The sequence below is a fragment of the Streptomyces rapamycinicus NRRL 5491 genome, assembly GCF_024298965.1.
GTDB classification, from domain to species: domain Bacteria; phylum Actinomycetota; class Actinomycetes; order Streptomycetales; family Streptomycetaceae; genus Streptomyces; species Streptomyces rapamycinicus.
The window spans coordinates 6,336,077-6,355,400 of record NZ_CP085193.1; the positions used below are offsets into that span (position 1 = coordinate 6,336,077).

The window sequence follows — 19,324 nt, forward strand, 5'->3', positions numbered from 1 at the left end:
AGCCCTGGCCGAATCCTGGCCAAAAACGGTCCACGACCGGAAGGGGCACCCTCGGAGTCGTTCGCACCCCGGGCCATCCGCTAAGGTGGGGCGCAGCCCCTCACGTGGCGCTATCTCACCGAACTCCCCCAGGGCCGGAAGGCAGCAAGGGTAAGTGAGCTCTGGCGGGTGCGTGAGGGGCCCCTTGCGTCTTCGGGGGCCGCGGGGGTGTGGGGATGCGGGTGTGGTCCGGTTGTCGGCGGTCCCCGATATCGTCGTAAGCGTGTCGTCCCTCGCGCTGTACCGCCGCTACCGCCCCGAGACCTTCGCGGAGGTCATTGGGCAGGAGCATGTCACCGGCCCGCTGCAGCAGGCGCTGCGCAACAACAGGGTCAACCACGCGTATCTGTTCAGCGGTCCCCGCGGGTGTGGCAAGACGACCAGTGCGCGCATCCTGGCCCGCTGCCTGAACTGTGAGAAGGGTCCCACCCCGGCGCCGTGCGGCGAGTGCCAGTCGTGCCAGGACCTCGCGCGGAACGGGCCGGGGTCTATCGATGTGATCGAGATCGACGCCGCGTCGCACGGTGGTGTGGACGACGCCCGTGAGCTGAGGGAGAAGGCGTTCTTCGGGCCCGCGTCCAGTCGCTACAAGATCTACATCATCGATGAGGCCCATATGGTCACCTCGGCCGGGTTCAACGCCCTGCTGAAGGTGGTCGAGGAGCCCCCGGAGCACCTCAAGTTCATCTTCGCGACCACCGAGCCGGAGAAGGTCATCGGCACGATCCGGTCGCGTACGCACCACTATCCGTTCCGGCTCGTGCCGCCCGGGACGCTCCGCGACTATCTGGGAGAGGTCTGCGGGCGCGAGGCGATTCCGATCGAGGACGGGGTGCTTCCGCTGGTGGTGCGGGCCGGGGCCGGGTCCGTGCGGGATTCGATGTCGGTGATGGACCAGCTGCTCGCGGGCGCGGCCGACGACGGCGTGACGTATGCCATGGCGACCTCGCTGCTCGGTTATACGGACGGCTCGCTGCTGGACTCGATCGTGGACGCCTTCGCGGCGAGCGACGGGGCGGCGGCGTTCGAGGTCGTCAACCGTGTGATCGAGGGGGGCAACGACCCCCGGCGCTTCGTCGCCGATCTGCTGGAGCGGCTGCGCGATCTGGTGATTCTCGCCGCCGTGCCGGACGCGGCGGAGAAGGGGCTCATCGACGCCCCGGCCGATGTGGTGGAGCGGATGCAGGCGCAGGCGTCGGTCTTCGGCGGCGCCGAGCTGAGCCGCGCGGCGGACCTGGTCAACGAGGGGCTTACGGAGATGCGCGGCGCCACCTCGCCGCGGCTCCAGCTGGAGCTGATCTGCGCCCGGGTGCTGCTGCCCGCCGCCTTCGACGATGAGCGGTCCGTCCAGTCGCGGCTGGAGCGGCTGGAGCGCGGGGCCCTCGCGGGTGGCCTGGGCGGCGGAGCCGGTGCAGCCGGTGCCGGTGCCGGCGGTGTCGGTGGCGGGGTCGGCGGTGGTGGCGTTGGGGGGCCCGGGCCCGCCATGGGGTACGTACCGGGGCCCGACGCTCACGCTCCCGTCGGTCCCCCGGCCGGTGGGCCGTCCGGTCCGGCCGCCGCGCGTGCGGCCATGGCCGGGGGCGGGCCCGGTCAGGGGCCGGCCCCGGGCGGTCCGGAGAGTTCGGGGAGTGGCGAGGCGCCCGGTGGGTGGCCTGCCGGGGCGCGGCCCGCCGCGGACAGTGGCCAGGGCGCCGCCGTGGACAGTGGACAGCAGGGCGGTGCACCGGCCGCGCCCGCGGCCGACGGTGGCGGGCAGCGGCCCGGAGCGTGGCCGTCGGGTGCCCAGGCCCCGGCCGCCGAGGGCGGCGGATCGCGGCCCGGAGCCTGGCCTGCCGCCTCCGCGCCCGGCTCCGGGGCTTCCGGAGCGGGCGGACCGTCCGGTGCCGGTGCTGGTCCCGGTGGCGCGTCCGGTGCGGGCGGTGCCTCTGGTGGTGGCGGTGGACAGGGCGCCGGGGCGCCCGCCCGGCAGCCCGGCGGCTGGCCCACGGCCACCGCGCCGGGGCAGGGTGGCGGCCCCTCCGCGCAGACACCCGCGGCGCCCTCCGCCCCGACCACCCCGAGCGCCCCGACCGCGCCTTCCGCCCCCGCCGCGGGCCCCGCGCCCTCCGCACCCGCGCCGGGCGCACCGAGCATGGCGCAGGGCGCCGTCCAGGTGCGGCAGATGTGGCCGGACATCCTTGAGGCGGTCAAGAACCGCCGCCGCTTCACCTGGATCCTGCTGAGCCAGAACGCGACGGTGTCCGGCTTCGACGGCACCACCCTCCAGCTCGGCTTCTCCAACGCGGGCGCGCGCGACAGCTTTGTGGGCGGCGGCAGCGAGGACGTCCTGCGGCAGGCGCTCCAGGACGCCATAGGGGTGCAGTGGCGGATCGAGGCGATCGTCGACCCCTCGGGCGGCGCCGGGCAACAGGGCGGCGGCCCAGGTGGTCCGGGCGGCTTCGGCGGCGCCGGTGGTCCTGGTGGCCTCGGTGGCCAGGGCGGTCCTGGTGGCTACGGCGGGGGCAGCGGTTACGGCGGTGCCGGTGCCGGTGGCGGAGGTGCCACCGGTGGTGGCGGCTTCGGCGGCGGAAGCGGCCCCGGTTCCGGCGGTGGCTCCGGTGGTGGTTTCGGTGGCGGCGGCCAGTCCGCCCCGCCCCGCCAGTCCGCGCCCCGGCCCGCTCCCGCCTCCCCGCCCCCGGCCGCGCCCTCCGCGCCGTCCGGCTCCGCGGACGCGGGCCCGCCCCCCGAGGCGGCGGCGTACCGGGAGCCCGAGCCGCCGCGGGTCTCGATCGAGGACGACATGCCTGCCGAGGACGACCCGGACCTGGACGAGACCGCGCTGAGCGGGCACGACCTGATCGTCCGCGAGCTCGGCGCCACGGTGATCGAGGAGATCGTCAACGAGTAGGAGGCGGGGCCCCGCACCCGCGTCTCACGTCGCCGGTTCTCCTCCGTACGGCGTAGAGCAAGGCGCTCTGGGAGCACGTAGGCTCGGGCTATCGAAGAGAACGACTGTCGAGCGCCAGGAGCGAAGCAGTGATCCCCGGTGGTGGCCAGCCGAACATGCAGCAGTTGCTGCAGCAGGCTCAGAAGATGCAGCAGGACCTCGCCGCGGCCCAGGAGGAGCTGGCCCGCACTCACGTCGAGGGTTCCTCGGGCGGTGGCCTGGTGAAGGCGACCGTGACCGGTTCCGGTGAGTTGCAGGGCCTGGTCATCGATCCCAAGGCCGTGGATCCTGAGGACACGGAGACCCTCGCGGATCTGGTCGTCGCGGCCGTCCGTGACGCCAACCACGCCGCGCAGGAGCTCCAGCAGCAGAAGCTCGGCCCGCTCGCCCAGGGGCTGGGCGGTATGCCCGGGCTCCCGTTCTGACCTTCGGGTCCTCCGGAGACCTCGGGTTCTCCGGGGTCTCGGGTCCCCCGGGTTCTCGGGCCACCCGGGCCCGACCGTAGGAGTCGCGGCGACCGCGTAGGAGTAGGAGTTGCGGCGGCCCGGCCGCAAGAGCGTGACGCCCCCTGGCCGTGAGGGCACGGCGCAACCGAATATTCATGTGAAGTACGGCCACCGCGTGTCGGCGCGAGATTGGATGAAGGCGTGTACGAGGGCGTGGTCCAGGACCTCATCGACGAGTTGGGCAGGCTGCCCGGCGTCGGTCCCAAGAGCGCGCAGCGGATCGCCTTTCACATCCTGCAGGCCGAACCCACCGATGTCCGCCGTCTCGCGCAAGCGTTGACGCAGGTCAAGGAGAAGGTGCGGTTCTGCGCTGTCTGTGGGAACGTCGCCGAGGCCGAGCAGTGCCGCGTCTGCCAGGACCCCCGTCGCGATCCCGCGATCATCTGCGTGGTCGAGGAGCCGAAGGACGTTGTCGCGATCGAGCGGACGCGTGAGTTCCGGGGCCGCTATCACGTGCTCGGCGGGGCGATCAGCCCCATCGAGGGCGTGGGCCCGGACGATCTGCGGATCAGGGAGCTGCTCGCGCGGCTCGCGGACGGTACGGTCACCGAGCTCATCCTGGCCACCGATCCGAATCTGGAGGGCGAAGCCACCGCCACGTACCTCGCGCGCATGATCAAGCCCATGGGTTTGAAGGTCACCCGCCTGGCCAGCGGCCTCCCTGTCGGTGGAGACCTGGAGTACGCCGACGAGGTCACGCTGGGTCGTGCCTTCGAAGGGAGAAGACTTCTCGATGTCTGACGCAACGCTGCACGACGCCCACCCGGACCCGGACGACTTCGCGGTCCAGATCTCCGACCAGATCGAGAGCTTCATCGTCGCGGTCACCGAAGTCGCCAAGGGGGACGAGCCGGACAGCGCTGTGCCGTTCCTGCTGCTCGAGCTGTCGCAGCTGCTCCTCGCGGGCGGCCGGCTCGGCGCGCACGAGGACTTCGTCCCGGACGAGCGGTACGAACCGGACGTCGGCCCGGAGCCGGACGTCGACGAGCTGCGTGAGCGCTTCGCCCAGCTGCTGGAGCCGGTGGACATCTACTCGGAGGTCTTCGACCCGTACGTGCCGCGCAGCCAGCCCGTGGCCTGCCGGATCTCCGACGACCTGGCCGGGATCATCACCGATCTGCGGCACGGGATGGCGCACTACCGCGAGGGCCGGATCAGCGAGGCGCTGTGGTGGTGGCAGTTCTCATACCTCTCCAACTGGGGGACGACCGCCTCGGCGGCCCTGCGCGCGCTGCAGTCGCTGGTCGCGCACGTACGGCTGGACAGCCCGCTGGACGAGCTGGACGGTCTGGACACGGACAGCAGCAGCGCGGGCGGTGACGAGGAGCTCGCGGAGGAGGCCGGGCGGGTCATGGCGGCGGAGATCGCGGGACCGCTCGGACTGCGGTCGGGCCCGCACTGAGGAGCGCCGGAGACGGCCGCGGGGCGGACCCGCGGGAAGCCACGCGGAGCGGCCCGCGACACGGCCCGCGACACGCCCCGCGGAGCGGCCCGCCGGATGGTCTTCCGGACGACCGGCCAGGCCGCCCGATCCTGTGAGCTGGGTTACGTTCCCGTGTGCTTCGGCGGTAAGCGGGCAGGGTTCGTCGCTGAGCGGGTGGGAGGGATGCGGGGATCTCGCGTGTGCGTGGACGTTGCGCCGTGTGATGCCCCTCGTCCTCCCCTGATCACTTTGCGAGGCATTCGTCTCGCTATGTGATATTGGGAGGGCATATTCCGGCCGCTCGTTAGACTGAGCCGACCGCATTATTGAGAGCTGCGAGGAGCGCACGTGGGCCTTGTCGTGCAGAAGTACGGAGGCTCCTCCGTTGCCGATGCCGAAGGCATCAAGCGGGTCGCCAAGCGAATCGTGGAAGCCAAGAAGAACGGCCACCAGGTGGTCGTCGTGGTCTCCGCGATGGGCGACACAACGGACGAGCTGATCGATCTCGCCGAGCAGGTATCCCCGATTCCTACTGGGCGCGAGTTCGACATGCTGCTGACCGCGGGAGAGCGGATCTCCATGGCCTTGCTGGCGATGGCGATCAAAAACCTCGGTCACGAGGCGCTGTCGTTCACCGGCAGCCAGGCGGGAGTCATCACCGACGCGGTTCACAACAAAGCACGGATCATCGACGTCACACCGGGCCGCATCCGTGACGCGCTCGAACTCGGCGCGGTCGCGATCGTCGCGGGCTTCCAGGGCGTGTCCCAGGAGAGCAAGGACATCACCACCCTCGGCCGGGGCGGTTCCGACACCACCGCGGTCGCGCTGGCCGCGGCCCTGGACGCCGAGGTGTGCGAGATCTACACCGACGTGGACGGCGTGTTCACCGCCGATCCGCGCGTGGTGAAGAAGGCTCGCAAGATCAACGAGATTCCGTACGAGGACATGCTGGAGCTCGCCGCGAGCGGCTCCAAGGTGCTGCACCTGCGCTGTGTGGAGTACGCGCGCCGGTACACCATCCCCATTCACGTACGGTCGTCTTTCTCCGGTCACCAGGGCACCTGGGTGCGCAACCGGCCGGAAGCGGGAGAAGGAGAAGAAGGCATGGAGCAGGCGATCATCTCCGGAGTCGCGCACGACACGTCCGAGGCCAAGGTCACGGTCGTCGGGGTGCCGGACAAGCCGGGTGAGGCCGCGGCCATCTTCCGCACCATCTCCGACGCCGAGATCAACATCGACATGGTGGTGCAGAACGTCTCCGCCGCGTCGACCGGACTGACCGACATCTCCTTCACGCTGCCGAAGACGGACGGCCACCGGGCGATGGAGGCGCTGACCAAGTCCAAGTCGCTGATCGGCTTCGACTCGCTGCGCTACGACGACCAGATCGCCAAGATCTCCCTGATCGGTGCCGGTATGCGCACCAACCCGGGGGTCACCGCGACCTTCTTCGAGGCGCTGTCGAACGCCGGGGTCAACATCGAGCTGATCTCGACCTCCGAGATCCGCATCTCGGTCGTCACCCGCGCCGACGATGTGAAGGACGCGGTCGTGGCCGTGCACAGCGCCTTCGGCCTGGACAGTGAGACCGACGAAGCGGTGGTCTACGGAGGGACCGGACGATGACCGGCCATGGCGGTGCCGGCGGTGGCGACAAGCCCACCCTCGCGGTCGTCGGGGCCACCGGCGCGGTCGGCACCGTCATGCTCTCGATCCTCTCCGAGCGCGCCGACATCTGGGGCGAGATCCGGCTGATCGCCTCGCCCCGCTCGGCCGGCCGGAAGCTGACCGTCCGGGGTGAGCAGGTCGAGGTCGTCGCGCTGAGCGAGGAGGCGTTCGAGGGCGTCGACGTCGCGATGTTCGACGTCCCCGACGAGGTCTCGGCGCGGTGGGCGCCCATCGCGGCGAGCAGGGGCGCGGTGGCCGTCGACAACTCCGGCGCCTTCCGGATGGACCCCGATGTCCCCCTGGTGGTGCCGGAGGTGAACGCGCACGCGGCCCGGGTCCGCCCGCGCGGCATCATCGCCAACCCCAACTGCACCACCCTGTCGATGATCGTCGCGATGGGCGCGCTGCACGCCGAGTTCGGGCTGAGCGAGCTGATCGTCTCCTCGTACCAGGCGGTCTCCGGCGCGGGCAAGGAAGGCATCGACGCCCTGCGCGAGCAGATCGCGCTGGTCGCCGGTACGGAGCTGGGCACCCACCCCGGGGACGTACGGCGGGCGGTGGGCGACACCGGGCCGTTCCCGGCGCCGATGGCGCTCAATGTGGTGCCGTTCGCCGGTTCGCTCAAGGAGGACGGCTGGTCCTCCGAGGAGCTCAAGGTGCGGAACGAGTCCCGCAAGATCCTCGGGCTGCCGGAGCTGAGGGTCACCGCGACCTGTGTACGGGTGCCCGTGATCACCACGCATTCGCTGGCCGTGCACGCGCGGTTCGAGAACGAGGTGACGGTCGAGGCGGCGCACGAGATCCTGGCGGGCGCCCCCGGGGTGGTGCTGTGCGACAACCCGGCGGAGGGCGAGTTCCCGACGCCCGCCGACGCCGTGGGCACCGACCCCACCTGGGTCGGCCGGGTGCGGCGGTCGCTGGACGATCCGAAGGCGCTGGAGCTGTTCGTCTGCGGTGACAACCTGCGCAAGGGCGCGGCGCTGAACACCGCGCAGATCGCGGAGGTCGTCGCGGCCGAGCTGACGGGCGGGGCCGCCGCGCGCTGAGAGGCGGCCGGCGCGCTGAGACGGGGCCGGGGCGCTGTAACGTGAGCGATCGTCTTAAAGTGACGTTTCACCAGTGCGTCGTCCGGCAGATTGTGAATATCCTGTGCGCGTGTCACTGGCCTGGACCAGCTGAGCTGGGCCGTTGATGTGATCGACGTATTCGCTCCCCGTTCGCTGCAACCGGCAGCGGGCGGGGAGCGTCTTTCCAGCCGTCCCGCAGTGGGTGCTGGGATAACTGGGGCATTGGGGAAGAGTTGGTGCGCATGGGGGCATTCAACGCATCGTCAAAAGCGGTGCCTCACGCGTACAACCCTGACAGGGGGCGGCGTGTCCAACAGGCGTGGCAGAGGTATTCGGCATCGCAACGGTTCCAGGGCATGGCGGCGCGGCAGTACGCCCCCCGCGTGCCCCAGGTGGCATGCCGGTGATCGCGCCATGGCCGTCGGCCCGCCCCGCGCACATCACAACAGGGCGCGAGGACACTGACGACGCGATGGCAGCGGGCACCACAGTCGATCACCTCACCGAGACCTACCGCGCCCATTACCGGTCGCTGCTCGGTCTCGCCGCGCTCCTTCTCGACGACACCGCGTCCTGCGAGGACGTCGTGCAGGAAGCGTTCATCCGTGTGCACTCGGCGCGCAAGAGAGTCCGGGATCCCGAGAAGACCCTCGCCTATCTGCGGCAGACGGTCGTCAATCTCTCCCGCTCCGCGCTGCGCCGGCGCATCCTCGGGCTGAAGCTGCTCTCCAAGCCGATGCCCGATATGGCCAGTGCCGAGGAGGGGGCGTACGAACAGCTAGAACGCGATCAACTGATCAAGGCGATGAGGGGACTTCAGCGCCGTCAGCGCGAGGTTCTCGTGCTGCGCTACTTCGCCGATATGACCGAGGCCCAGGTGGCCGAGACGCTGGGCATTTCGCTCGGCTCGGTCAAGGCGTACGGCTCGCGCGGCATCGCGGCGCTCCGCGTCGCCATGGAGGCTCCGGCATGAACCACAACACATCTGCGACGGACCCGGGGGATTCCGGCCGGCGGCACGGCCACGAGCCGGAATCCAGGGAGCCGACGGGGTCCGGGGAGACCACGGGGCCCATGGAGCCGGTAGAGGCGACGGAGGCCGCGGAGAGCGCGGAGACCGCGGCGGATGGGGAGTCCACGGCGGGCGGGGAGTCCGCCGGGTCCGCGGAGTCTCCGGAGGCCCGTGAGTCGGCCGGGTCCGCGGAGAACCGTGAGCCCGCGGAGTCCGCGGGCACCGAGGAGCGCACCGCGTCCGCCGAGGAGCCCACCGGGTCCGCCGAGGCCGCGGAGGGCAGGAAGTCCGCCGGGGCCGAGCCGGGGCGGGTGACGCCCCTCCGCATTCAGCTGGACGACGACGAGCCCGGTGGTGAGGGCGAGGATGCGCTGCGGCGGCTGCTGCACCGCGCCGTCGACGAGCTCGAGCCGTCCCCCGAGTCCCTCGACCATCTGCGGCGCGCCGTGCCCGCCCGCCGTGCGCGGCGGCGCCAGGCCCTGGTCGGGGCCGCCGCGGCGCTGGTGCTCGGCTGTGCGGCCGTACCGGCGCTGGTGCACGTCGCGACCACCGGCGACAGCTCGAACGGCCGCCCGGCCAACGCCGCCAGCAGCCACCGCACCCCTGAGGCCAGCGGCGGCCGGCACGGCGAGGGCAGCGGCGGCAAGGACGCCGACGGGCCCTCCGACACGGTCGAAGAGCACAAGGGCGGCAAGGGCAAGGACGACGAGAAGGACAAGCCGTCGAAGGGCGAGGAGGGCGGCTCCGGCGGTACGGCCCCCGACCCCACCAACACGCTGAACGCCACCTCTCCCACCTGCAGCCGCGCCCAGCTCACCAGCGGTGGCGCCGGATCGGTCGGAGCGGCCGACGCCGAGGGGCGGGTCTACGGCTCGTTCCGCGTCGTGAACGTCTCGGACCGGGCCTGCACGGTCGAGGGCAGCGGCTCGGTGGGCGCCAGCGCCCAGGGCGGCGCGGACGGCTCGCGGATCCTGGTCGTGGACCATACGGCGGGGGACGCGGCGGCGGGGCTGCCCGACCCCTCCATCCAGCCGGGCACGCTCATCCTCAAGCCCGGCCAGGCGTACGAGGTGAAGTTCGCCTGGATCCCGGCGTCGGGCGGCGGCACCAGCGGCTGCTCCACCACCGGCACCCCGACCCCCGACCCGTCCACGGGCTCGGCCCAGGACGGACCGCAGGACGACCCCAGCACGGGCGATCCGGGCGGCACCCCGGGCGGTGGCGGCGGTGGCGGTGAGCCGCAGGACGCGAGCGTCCTGGTCAGCCACACACCGGAGGCGGGCGACCCGGCCGCGGCGAGCGTGACGGTCGGCGGCGCCTGCGCCGGAACGATCTACCGCACCGGTCTGCTGGCGTCCTAGCGCGCACTGCCTTCCCTCCAAAGCCCGCCGACGTCTCTCCGGAGCCGCGGAGCAGCGGTCTCCCGGGACCTCGAGCCCGACCTCGAGCCCGGGAGCCCCGTGGCGGTCCGGGCGCGCCCTGCGGGCGTCCTGGGGCCGCGGCACGGGGCTCTGTGGGGCGGCCCCGCCGCCGGGGCCGGGACGCGAAGCCCGTACCGTGGGGGTGTGTATCGGTTTCTGCTGACGCCCCGCTGGTGGGTGATCAACGTATTCACCCTGTTGGCGATCCCGGTCTGCCTCTTCATGGGCAGCTGGCAGCTCAGCCGCTTCGAGACGCGTGTCAACACGCACAACCAGCAGCAGGACGAGGCGTCCGCCGCGCGCAAGGCCGCGGCCCGGCCGCTGGGCGATCTGCTGCCGGTCACCGCGAAGACCTCCGGGGAGCGGGCCACCGCCACCGGCCGATACGACACCGCACATCAACTCCTCGTGCCCGACCGGCGGCTGGACGGCCGCGACGGCTTCTATGTGCTGACTCTGCTGCGCGTGGACGAGGTCAAGGACGGGGCCAAGGACGAGGTCAAGGACGGGGCCAAGGACGGGGCCAAGGACGGGGGCAAGGACGGAGCCAGAGGCGAGGGCGAGGGCAAGGACGCGGCCGGGGGCGGCGCCAAGGCGCTGCCCGTCGTCCGCGGCTGGCTCCCCGGCGACGCCGACGATCCGGCGGTCACCGCCAAGGTGCCCGCACCCCCCTCCGGCGAGGTGACCGTCACCGGTGCGCTGCAGGCGTCCGAGCACCAGGGCGGCGACGGGGTGAGCGCGAGCGGCGGCCTCCCCCGCGGTCAGCTGGGCATGATCAGCGCCGCCTCCCTGGTCAATCTGGTGCCGTACCAGGTGTACGACGCCTGGGTCACCTCCGCCGAGGCTCCCGGGGCCCTGAAGCCGGTGCCCCCCACGGCGGCGGAGGGCACCGGGCTCGACATCAAGGCGTTCCAGAACCTGGGTTACACCGGTGAGTGGTTCGTCTTCGCGGGCTTCGTGGTCTTCATGTGGTTCCGGCTGTTCCGCCGGGAGGCCGAGACGGCCCGCGATCTGGCCCTCGGCATCACGCCACCCGAGCCGACGGCTCCGGCGGCGCCGGGTGCGGACCCGACCCCAGATGACGCCGAGCGAACTCGATCTCCAAGCGCAACTGCTTGATCCGCTCCTCGACGACCAGTGAGCCGTGCCCCGCGTCATAGCGGTAGACCTCATGCGGGGTGCCGCGCCGCTCGAGCCGCTCCACATAGTTGTCGATCTGCCGTATGGGGCAGCGCGGGTCGTTCACCCCCGCCGAGATGTAGACCGGCGCCCGCACGTCCTCCACATAGGTCAGCGGGGACGATGCCTCGAACCGCTCCGGCACCTCCTCCGGGGTGCCGCCCAGCAGGGTGCGGTCCATCGCCTTCAGGGCCTCCATCTCGTCGTGGTAGGCCGTCACATAGTCCGCGACCGGGACCGCGGCCAGCCCCAGCGCCCAGGAAGCGGGCTGGGTCCCCAGCCCCAGCAGCGTCAGATAGCCGCCCCAGGAGCCGCCGGCCAGCACCAGCCGCTCGGGGTCGGCGAGCCCGGAGGCCACCGCCCACTCCCGTACGGCCGCGATGTCCTCCAGCTCGATCAGCCCGACCCGGTGCTTGAGCGCGTCCGTCCACGCCCGCCCATAGCCGGTGGAGCCGCGGTAGTTGACCCGCACGACGGCGAAGCCGTGGTCCACCCAGGCCGCGGGGCCCGCCGCGAAGGCGTCGCTGTCGTGCCAGGTCGGCCCGCCGTGGATGTCGAAGACGGTGGGGAAGGGGCCCTCGCCCGCGGGCTTCTGCACCAGCGCGTGCACCCGCCCACCGGGGCCGTCCACCCAGACGTCGGTGACCGGCACCGACTCCGGGGCGGTGAAACCGGGCGGGTCCAGCACCGTCCGCCCGCTCGTCGACCGCACCTGGGGCGGCTTCTCGGCCGACGACCACAGGAACTCCACCGTGCCGTCCGGCCGTGCCGTGGCGCCCGAGATCGTGCCCGCCGGGGTCTCCAGACGGGTCAGCTCGCCGGAGGCGAGGTCGTACCGCCACAGCTCGCTGCGGGCCTGATGGCTGTGCTCGACCAGCAGGGCCGAGCCGTCCGGGAACCAGTCGGCCCCGACGTCACCGGGCAGATCGATCGCCAGCGCGGTCTCCACACCGGTCGTCGGATCCCACACCATGGGCTCCCACCGGCCGCGCCGCTGATGCCCGACCAGCAGCCGGGTGTCGCCCGCCACGGGCGCGAAGCCCATCACAGCCAGGCCCAGCTCCTCCGTGCCGCCCTTGGTGTCGTCCAGCTCCGCGACGGCCGTCCCGTCCGGCCGCAGGACCCGGATCGCCGAGTGCATCGCGTCGCCGTGCTCGGTGTGCTCGACCGCGATCAGCGTCCCGTCATGGGAGAGATCGCCCACTCCGGCGGACTCGCGGTGCCGGTAGATCTCCTCGGACTCGCCACCCGGCCGCACCACATGGATGGTCGAGCCGTCCTCGTCGGTGGACCGTCCGACGACCGCCGTGCCGTCGCGGCCCAGCGCGAGCCCCGCGGGGTAGGAGGGCTCCAGGCCCGGGGTCGCGGGCTCGTCGGCCGGGCGCTCGCCACCCTCGTCGCCCTCGCCGCCGCTGAACGGCTGACGCAGCCACACCCCGAACTCGTCGCCGTCGGTGTCCGAGAACCACCAGATCCACCGGCCGTCCGGCGACAGCACCCCGTCGGTCGTCCCGTTCGGCCGGTCCGTGACCTGCCGCTGGGCACCGGCGGCCCGATCCCATGCGTACAGCTCGTACGTACCCGTGGCGTTCGAGACGAACAGCGAGTGGTCCGGGGCGTCTTCCGCCCAGTCGGGCAGCCCCACTCGCGGCGCCCGGAAGCGCTTTTCCCAGTCCGGCATGGACTCCGTGCTCTCAGTCATGCCCACCATTCTGCTCCGCACCCCGACATGCGCGCTGGCGTCGTCCCGCGCCTGTGGATAACGTTCCCGGCGGGATGGACGCCAGGCCGCACACCGAGGGGGAGCTGATGGCCGACATACGCGCGACGGTGGAGACGTATTGGGCAACGGCCCAGGCCAGGGACTGGCGGGCGTTCGGCGCCACCCTCGCCGACGACGTCCGCTACGAGCTGCCGCAGACCCGCGAGCGGGTGCTCGGCCGGGACGGCGTGGTCCGCTTCAACGCGGAGCACGTGGGTGAGTGGAGCCTGAAGGTCGAGCGCGTCATCACCGACGGCGATCAGGCGGTCTCCTGGGTGAGTTTCAGCGTGGACGAGGAGGAGACGCAGGCGATCAGCTTCTTCACTGCCTCGGCGGACGGCCGGATCCAGACCATCACCGACTTCTGGCCGACGTCGTACGAGCCCCCGCGTGAGCGCGCGCACTTGGTCGAGCGCTTCTGAATACCCTCCCGGTATCCGACGCCGGATACCCGATGTCCGATACCGGATGTCCGATACCGATACCCTCCCGCCCCCTGCCCCTCCGGCCCCCTGTCCCTCCCTTTCGCCCCGTCCCCTTCCCGGGCTCGGCTACTTCAGCAGCACCGGCAGCTCGTCCACGCCGTAGACGATGGAGAGCTTGCGGAACGAGAGCTTCTCCGCCGGTACCGCGAGCCGCATCCCCGGGAACCGCCGTATGAGCGCGGGGTAGGCGGCCCGGAGCTCCATTTTGGCCAGCTCGGCGCCGATGCAGCGGTGGATGCCGTACCCGAAGGCCAGATGAGAGGGGGCCTGCCGGTGCGGATCGACCCGCTCCATGTCCGGGCCCAGCTTCTCGTCCCGGTTGGCCCCGCTCAGTGAGCACAGCACCAGATCACCGGCGGATATCCGGGTGCCCGCGATCTCCATGTCCTCGCGGGCGAACCGCGGGAAGGCCACCTGCACCACCGTGAGATAGCGCAGCAGCTCCTCCACGAACGGGTCCACGACCTCGTCCTGGTCACGTATCGCGGCGAACTGCTCGGGGGCCTGGAGCAGCACCAGCGTGCCGAGCGCCAGCATGCTCGCGGTCGTCTCCAGACCGCCGGTCAGCACCCCGTCTGCGAGCCCGGCCAGCTCATGGTCGTCGAGCTCGTCGCCGTGCTCCTTCACCAGCATGCCGAGCAGCCCGTCGCCGGGCGTCTCACGCTGCTTCCGCACGATCCCGTGCAGATAGGAGAGGGAGTCCGACATCGCGCCGAAGGAGGCGTTCGCCCCGTCGAAGAGGTCGAACCGCGCCGTGCTGTGGCGCTGGAAGTCGTCGCGGTCCTCGTACGGCACACCGAGCAGTTCGCAGATGACCAGCGCGGGAATGGGAAGCGCGAACGACTGCACGAGATCCACCGGGCCCTCGGCCGCGGCCATCTCCTCGAGGCGCTCCTCCACGATGGAGTGGATGCGCGGGGTGAGCCTGCTGAGTCGCCGCATGGTGAATTCGGGCGTCAGCAGGCGTCGCAGTCTCGTATGCGTCGGTGGATCGCTGAAACCGAGGCCTCCCGGATTCTGCTGCGGGGCGACGCCGATGTTCCGTTCCGCGAGGTTGGTGAAATCGGAGCTGAAGCCCTTCGCCTTTCCGAGCACCGCCTTGGTCTCGTCATATCCGGTGACAAGCCAGGCATTGATCCCGAAAGGCAGCCATATCTTGCTGATGGGTTCCTTTGCCCTGGTTCGGGACAGATCGGCAATGGGGTCGAGGCCATCGCGCCTCATCGGTGCCAGTGTGGCGTCCGGGAGGAACGACATCTTGGACAAGTCGAAGCCGTTCTTCTGAATTCTCGTAAAGTACTTGCGGCCCAGCCAGGCGACGATGTTTGAGCGGAGATTCGACATGGCGCAATACTGCCCTGCCGCGCCCGGGTGGCCGTGCCCCGATGCCGGACGCGCCCCGGTGTGATGCGCCACAACGGCGTGTGCGCCCTCCCCGCGTGGGCGCTCGGGGGCAGGCGCACGGGTGGGCATCAACGCGCCGGTGGGTACCAAGGTGGCGCCGACCGCGAAATCGGAGGAAGGTGTAGATATCGGGCGTGAAGCCCGAGCGATGACGGCTGCCTGCGGGAGGCCTGTGGCGCCCCCAGGGATATGAGTGAGGTGAGCGGCCTTGCGGGAGAGGTTCCGTGCTGTCCAGGGCGCGCCCTGCTGGGTGAGTCTGATGGCAGCGGATCTGGACCGCGCGCACCACTTCTACGGAGAGCTCTTCGGCTGGGGCTTCCGCCCCACCCGGCAGGGTCACGGCCGTTACACCATCGCGTACACCGAGGGCGGCGTACCGACCGTCGGCATCGGCGCCTCGTCCCCGTCGGCGGGGGTGAGCCTGCCGGTCATCTGGACCACGTACTTCGCGGCGGACAGCGCGGACGAGGTGGCCTCGCGCGTCCAGGAGCGCGGCGGCACGGTCGCGGTCGGGCCGCTGGAGTTCGGCAGCGGCCGGGTGGCCTGGGCGGCCGACCCGGACGGGGCCAACTTCGGCATCTGGGAGGGCGATCTGACCTCCGCCTGGTGGGGCGAGCGCAGACCTGGCGCGCCCGTATGGCTGGAGCTGCGCACCCGTGACGCCTTCGAGGCGGCGCTCTTCTACGGTCAGGTCTTCGGCTGGGACACCCAGGGGCGGGAGCGCTGCGACGTCCGCTTCGAACACGACCGGGTGGTGCTCCATATCGACGGTAAGGCCGTCGCGGGGCTGCGCGGGGGCGCCATCGAGGCCGCCCCGGACCCGAACGTCCGGCCCCGCTGGCGGGTCTACTTCTGCGTGAAGGACGTCGACGAGGTCGCCGAACGCGCCGAGGAACTCGGCGGCGGCGTCATCTCCCTGCCGGCCGACACCCCCTATGGGCGCGTCGCGGCGCTGCGCGACCCGGAGGGCGGGATCTTCAGCGTGGCGGCCGTGCGGAAAGGGCCCGCGGACGGGGATCCCGGCGGTCGTGGCTGACCGGAGGGGGAGCGGGCTGGGGCCCTCGACGGCTGTGGGCGTCGGCGCCTACGATCGGAAGTACGGCATCGCGTGTCGGTCACCGGCTGGGTGAGGCATGGAGGTGCCCGTGAGATTGCCTTACGGAGGCATTCCACAGTGTCTGTCGAGTTGAATCACACGATCGTCCATTCTCTGGACAACCACGAATCCGCGGAATTCCTGGCGAATATCCTTGGCCTCGAGGTGGGAGAAGAATGGGGCCCGTTCGTTCCGGTGGCGACCAGTAATGGTGTCACCCTGGACTTCGCCACCATTCCCGGCGAGTCGATCGTCATGCAGCATTACGCGTTCCTCATCTCGGACGAGGAGTTCGACGCGGCCTTCGGGCGGATCCGGGAGCAGGGGGTCACGTACTACGCCGATCCCCATCTGAAGCAGCCGGGCGAGATCAACCACCATCATGGCGGGCGCGGGCTGTACTTCATGGACCCGGCCGGTCATGGCATGGAGATCATCACTCGCCCGTACGGCAACGAGGAGTAGCCCGAGCAGTCCGGGGAGGCCGAGTAGTCCCAGGAGGCCCTGAGGCTCCGGACTACGGGTGGGCCGGGGCGCCGTACGCCCCGGCCCACCCGCTCAGTCCTCCTCCGCCCGCTCGCGGTCCCGGCGCTCCCGCCACGCCCGTACGGCCTCGTCGATGTCGAACGGCGCGAGATTGAGCGGCGGGCCGGGCGGGGGCCGCCGGATCGCCTCACGGATCTTGTCATTGACCTCCGAGAGGATCTCCCGCACCATCCGTTCCGACGGTGCCTTCTCCACGGCGGCGAGCGCGTCCTCCGCCTCTTTTCGCAGTACAAGTGACGGTGGCAGAAACGACAGATTCTCGCGAGCCATCTTCTCCTTGACCCACCACAGGTCGTCATAGGGCTTGTCGAGGTTGGGGAGGGGTTTTCCCTTCCCCTGGAGGTTGGCGAACGCGCCGCGTTCCTCCGCCTCGCGGATCTGCCGGTCGGCCCACGTTTCGAAACTGATGCCCGGTGGCTTTCGCTCGGTCACCCTCAGATTCTCCCTCAGGCTGCACGAAACGCGCCACCGGCCGTATGGGAACGGGAGGTCAGAGGTGGGAGGCGAGGACCGGCAGCAGATCCTGGAACGTCCGCCCGGTGGCGGGTGCACCGATCGCCGACATCTGCCAGGCGCTGCCCGCTCCGCCCCCACTCGCGCGGTGAACCTTGGCCATGATCTGGGCCGTGTACGGGCCGCCGCCGCTCAGCGTGTAGCGGGCCAGCTCCTGGCCGTTGGTCTCGTCGACCAGACGGCAGAAGGCGTTCTGGACCTCGGCGAAGGTCTGCCCGGAGAAGGAGTTCACCGTGAACAGGATCTGATCGACATGGACCGGAACACGCTGCAGATCGATCAGGATCGATTCGTCGTCACCGCCCTGGCCCGCGCCGCCGACGAGGTTGTCGCCGGTGTGCCGTACGGATCCGTCGTCGCTCGTCAGATGCTGGAAGAACACGACGTCCACGGCCTCGCGTCCGGCGAAGAGCACGGCCGAGGCGTCCAGGTCGATCTCCTTGGCGGTCAGCCGGGCGAGGAACCCCTTACGCGGTGCGGCCTGCCAGCCCAGGCCCATGCGCACCGCGGTGAGCTCACCCCCGTCGGACTTGGTCAGGCTGATCCGCTGGCCCTTGGCCAGGTTTACCGTCATGTGGTTCCTCTCTCGCTCTGCTGACTCGTCCGGGACGGGCTGTGTGACCTCTCCAGCCGGTCGCGCAGGAACGGCAGGATGCCGCGGTGAAGAAGGGCCCTCAGCCAGGCGTCGCGAGCCGTGGCCACGGCCGCGTCATCCCGGCGCCTGAGGTGGGGCGGGTGCGTGGGTGGATGCCGGTGAAGACGTAGCCGCCCATGAGGGCGCGGACGCGGACACGGGCGCTGGTCGGGGGCCGGGGTTCGGTGGCGTACGGCGGTGACGAGCAGGCAGGCCACCCCCACCACCAGAGTGAACGCCGCGATCGTCGCGCTGGTCAGCCCGGCGGTCAACAGCGCGTCGGCCAGGTCGCGTTGGGAGTCGAGGAGTCCCAGCAGCCCGCCGAGGAGCAGAAAGGCCGCGGTCGAGGCCCCGGCCAGAGCCGGTGTGAGGACGGCGAGCACCGGCAGCAGTCCACGGACGCCTGCCGAGGGGGTGGGTGAGCCGGACAGGGCAGACGCGGTGGACACCGTGGACACCGTGGACGCGGTCGTCGTCGCGGCGGCGCGTTGCCGGAGGTACGCGGCGTATTCGGGCGCGGCGGCCGTCGCGATCAGCTCGCTCGCCACGAGCGCCTGGGCGCGCAGCCGTTGGATGTCCGCGTCCCCGGTGGCCCCGTCGCGCCGCAGGGCCTCACGGATCTCCGCCGTACGCAGCGCCTGGTGCAGCGCCCGCTCGAAGTCGGGCCTGTCCTCGGTCTGTAAGCCGGGTGGGGCGGTCATGTCCGCGCTTCCTCGATGAGCTCGATGAGTGGCAATGAACCGGCCGCCGGGCCCGCCTCAGGGGGAAAGGCCGGGCCCGGCGACCGCGGGAGGGCGTCAGTCAGAGATTGACGCCGAAGTCGGAGGCGATGCCCGCGAGCCCCGAGGCGTACCCCTGGCCGACCGCGCGGAACTTCCACTCCGCGCCGTTGCGGTAGAGCTCGCCGAAGACCATCGCCGTCTCGGTCGCGGCGTCCTCGCTCAGGTCGTAGCGGGCGAGTTCGACGTTGTCGGCCTGGTTGACCACCCGGATGAAGGCGTTCTGGATCTGGCCGAAGTTCTGGCCGCGGCTCTCCGCGTCGTGGATGGAGACCGGGAAGACGATCCTGGCGATCTCGGCGGGCACGGCGGTCAGGTTGACCTTGATGGCCTCGTCGTCGCCCTCGCCCTCACCGGTGAGGTTGTCGCCGGTGTGCTCCACGGAGCCGTCGGGGCTGGTGAGGTTGTTGTAGAAGACGAAGTGCCGGTCGGACGCGACCTTACCGGCCTCGTCGCACAGCAGCGCGCTCGCGTCGAGGTCGTAGTCGGCGCCCGTCGTCGTCCGCACGTCCCAGCCCAGGCCGACGAGAACGGCGCTCAGACCCGGCGCCTCCTTGCTCAGCGAGACATTGCCGCCTTTGGACAGGGAAACTCCCACAATCTCCTCCTCGTGCTCGATGGACCGGAGTCAAAATCTACAGCACTGTAGAAGTTGACGGGGCGAGGGATGGAGGGGTTGGCGAGATCTGGGCGGGACGCAGACGAGGCGGGACGAGGGGAGGCAGGGCGAGGGGGAGGCAGGGCGAGGGGCGGCGGGGCGAAAGCGGGCCGGGGCGCGGGCGAGGCGAGACGGGGCGAAGTCGGTGGCCCATCTGGCCCATCTGGCCCACCGACTCACGCACACCACCGCCCCACCACCCC

The 19,324-nt window shown here is 71.1% G+C and carries 18 protein-coding genes and 1 other RNA gene; 13 read left to right on the forward strand and 6 right to left on the reverse strand.

The genetic code is table 11. The features are described from left to right. The first annotated feature begins 91 nt into the window (after positions 1-91). The 10 genes from ffs to LIV37_RS26655 all read left to right on the forward strand — a co-directional run bounded on the left by ffs (position 92) and on the right by LIV37_RS26655 (position 11,184). Positions 92-188: signal recognition particle sRNA small type (ffs, locus tag LIV37_RS26610), an RNA gene on the forward strand. Between the two features lie 74 nt (positions 189-262). Continuing rightward, positions 263-2,926, forward strand: coding sequence for a DNA polymerase III subunit gamma and tau (locus LIV37_RS26615; RefSeq protein WP_121825253.1), 2,664 nt, complete (start codon positions 263-265; stop codon positions 2,924-2,926). 128 nt (positions 2,927-3,054) lie between these two features. Further along, positions 3,055-3,390, forward strand: coding sequence for a YbaB/EbfC family nucleoid-associated protein (locus LIV37_RS26620; RefSeq protein WP_020870188.1), 336 nt, complete (start codon positions 3,055-3,057; stop codon positions 3,388-3,390). A 222-nt stretch (positions 3,391-3,612) separates the two neighbouring features. Then, the gene (recR, locus tag LIV37_RS26625; RefSeq protein WP_020870189.1) at positions 3,613-4,212 is read left to right on the forward strand and encodes a recombination mediator RecR; all 600 of its coding nucleotides are present in this window, start codon (positions 3,613-3,615) and stop codon (positions 4,210-4,212) included. Continuing rightward, entirely contained in the window at positions 4,205-4,873 is a 669-nt protein-coding gene (locus LIV37_RS26630) for a DUF5063 domain-containing protein (RefSeq protein WP_020870190.1), read from the forward strand. Before recR ends, LIV37_RS26630 begins: the two co-directional genes overlap by 8 nt. A 369-nt stretch (positions 4,874-5,242) precedes the next feature. Beyond that, positions 5,243-6,523 carry an aspartate kinase gene (locus LIV37_RS26635; protein ID WP_020870191.1) on the forward strand — a complete coding sequence of 427 codons (1,281 nt, stop codon included), beginning with the start codon at positions 5,243-5,245 and terminating at the stop codon, positions 6,521-6,523. Then, positions 6,520-7,611 (forward strand): aspartate-semialdehyde dehydrogenase, encoded by a 1,092-nt coding sequence (locus LIV37_RS26640; protein WP_020870192.1) that lies wholly within the window; start codon positions 6,520-6,522, stop codon positions 7,609-7,611. Before LIV37_RS26635 ends, LIV37_RS26640 begins: the two co-directional genes overlap by 4 nt. Before the next feature lie 418 nt (positions 7,612-8,029). Next, entirely contained in the window at positions 8,030-8,605 is a 576-nt protein-coding gene (locus tag LIV37_RS26645; protein ID WP_037956857.1) for a SigE family RNA polymerase sigma factor, read from the forward strand. Between the two features lie 101 nt (positions 8,606-8,706). After that, positions 8,707-10,005, forward strand: coding sequence for a DUF4232 domain-containing protein (locus LIV37_RS26650; RefSeq protein WP_020870194.1), 1,299 nt, complete (start codon positions 8,707-8,709; stop codon positions 10,003-10,005). Positions 10,006-10,209: 204 nt separating this feature from the next. Beyond that, positions 10,210-11,184 carry an SURF1 family protein gene (locus LIV37_RS26655; RefSeq protein WP_121824477.1) on the forward strand — a complete coding sequence of 325 codons (975 nt, stop codon included), beginning with the start codon at positions 10,210-10,212 and terminating at the stop codon, positions 11,182-11,184. On the opposite strand, the gene LIV37_RS26660 is transcribed toward LIV37_RS26655, so the two are convergent. After that, positions 11,090-12,955 (reverse strand): S9 family peptidase, encoded by a 1,866-nt coding sequence (locus LIV37_RS26660; RefSeq protein WP_020870196.1) that lies wholly within the window; start codon positions 12,953-12,955, stop codon positions 11,090-11,092. The genes LIV37_RS26655 and LIV37_RS26660 overlap by 95 nt on opposite strands. A gap of 98 nt (positions 12,956-13,053) precedes the next feature. Here LIV37_RS26660 and LIV37_RS26665 point away from each other — a divergent pair, with 98 nt between their 5' ends. Next, positions 13,054-13,428, forward strand: coding sequence for a nuclear transport factor 2 family protein (locus LIV37_RS26665; protein ID WP_121825251.1), 375 nt, complete (start codon positions 13,054-13,056; stop codon positions 13,426-13,428). A 129-nt stretch (positions 13,429-13,557) separates the two neighbouring features. Here LIV37_RS26665 and LIV37_RS26670 read toward each other — a convergent pair whose 3' ends face one another. After that, positions 13,558-14,835 (reverse strand): cytochrome P450, encoded by a 1,278-nt coding sequence (locus LIV37_RS26670; protein ID WP_121824476.1) that lies wholly within the window; start codon positions 14,833-14,835, stop codon positions 13,558-13,560. Between the two features lie 319 nt (positions 14,836-15,154). Here LIV37_RS26670 and LIV37_RS26675 point away from each other — a divergent pair, with 319 nt between their 5' ends. Further along, positions 15,155-15,931 (forward strand): VOC family protein, encoded by a 777-nt coding sequence (locus LIV37_RS26675; RefSeq protein WP_020870199.1) that lies wholly within the window; start codon positions 15,155-15,157, stop codon positions 15,929-15,931. Between the two features lie 138 nt (positions 15,932-16,069). Continuing rightward, entirely contained in the window at positions 16,070-16,456 is a 387-nt protein-coding gene (locus tag LIV37_RS26680; protein ID WP_121824475.1) for a VOC family protein, read from the forward strand. A gap of 93 nt (positions 16,457-16,549) precedes the next feature. Here LIV37_RS26680 and LIV37_RS26685 read toward each other — a convergent pair whose 3' ends face one another. The 4 genes from LIV37_RS26685 to LIV37_RS26700 form a co-directional block, all read right to left on the reverse strand. Further along, the gene (locus LIV37_RS26685) at positions 16,550-16,969 is read right to left on the reverse strand and encodes a DnaJ family domain-containing protein (RefSeq protein ID WP_020870201.1); all 420 of its coding nucleotides are present in this window, start codon (positions 16,967-16,969) and stop codon (positions 16,550-16,552) included. A 58-nt stretch (positions 16,970-17,027) separates the two neighbouring features. Further along, positions 17,028-17,624 carry a TerD family protein gene (locus LIV37_RS26690; RefSeq protein WP_020870202.1) on the reverse strand — a complete coding sequence of 199 codons (597 nt, stop codon included), beginning with the start codon at positions 17,622-17,624 and terminating at the stop codon, positions 17,028-17,030. Then, complete coding sequence (locus tag LIV37_RS26695; protein WP_020870203.1) at positions 17,621-18,385, reverse strand: hypothetical protein; 765 nt, start codon at positions 18,383-18,385, stop codon at positions 17,621-17,623. The genes LIV37_RS26690 and LIV37_RS26695 overlap by 4 nt, the downstream gene beginning before the upstream one ends. Positions 18,386-18,485: 100 nt before the next feature. Next, positions 18,486-19,061, reverse strand: coding sequence for a TerD family protein (locus LIV37_RS26700; protein ID WP_020870204.1), 576 nt, complete (start codon positions 19,059-19,061; stop codon positions 18,486-18,488). Positions 19,062-19,324 lie beyond the last annotated feature (263 nt).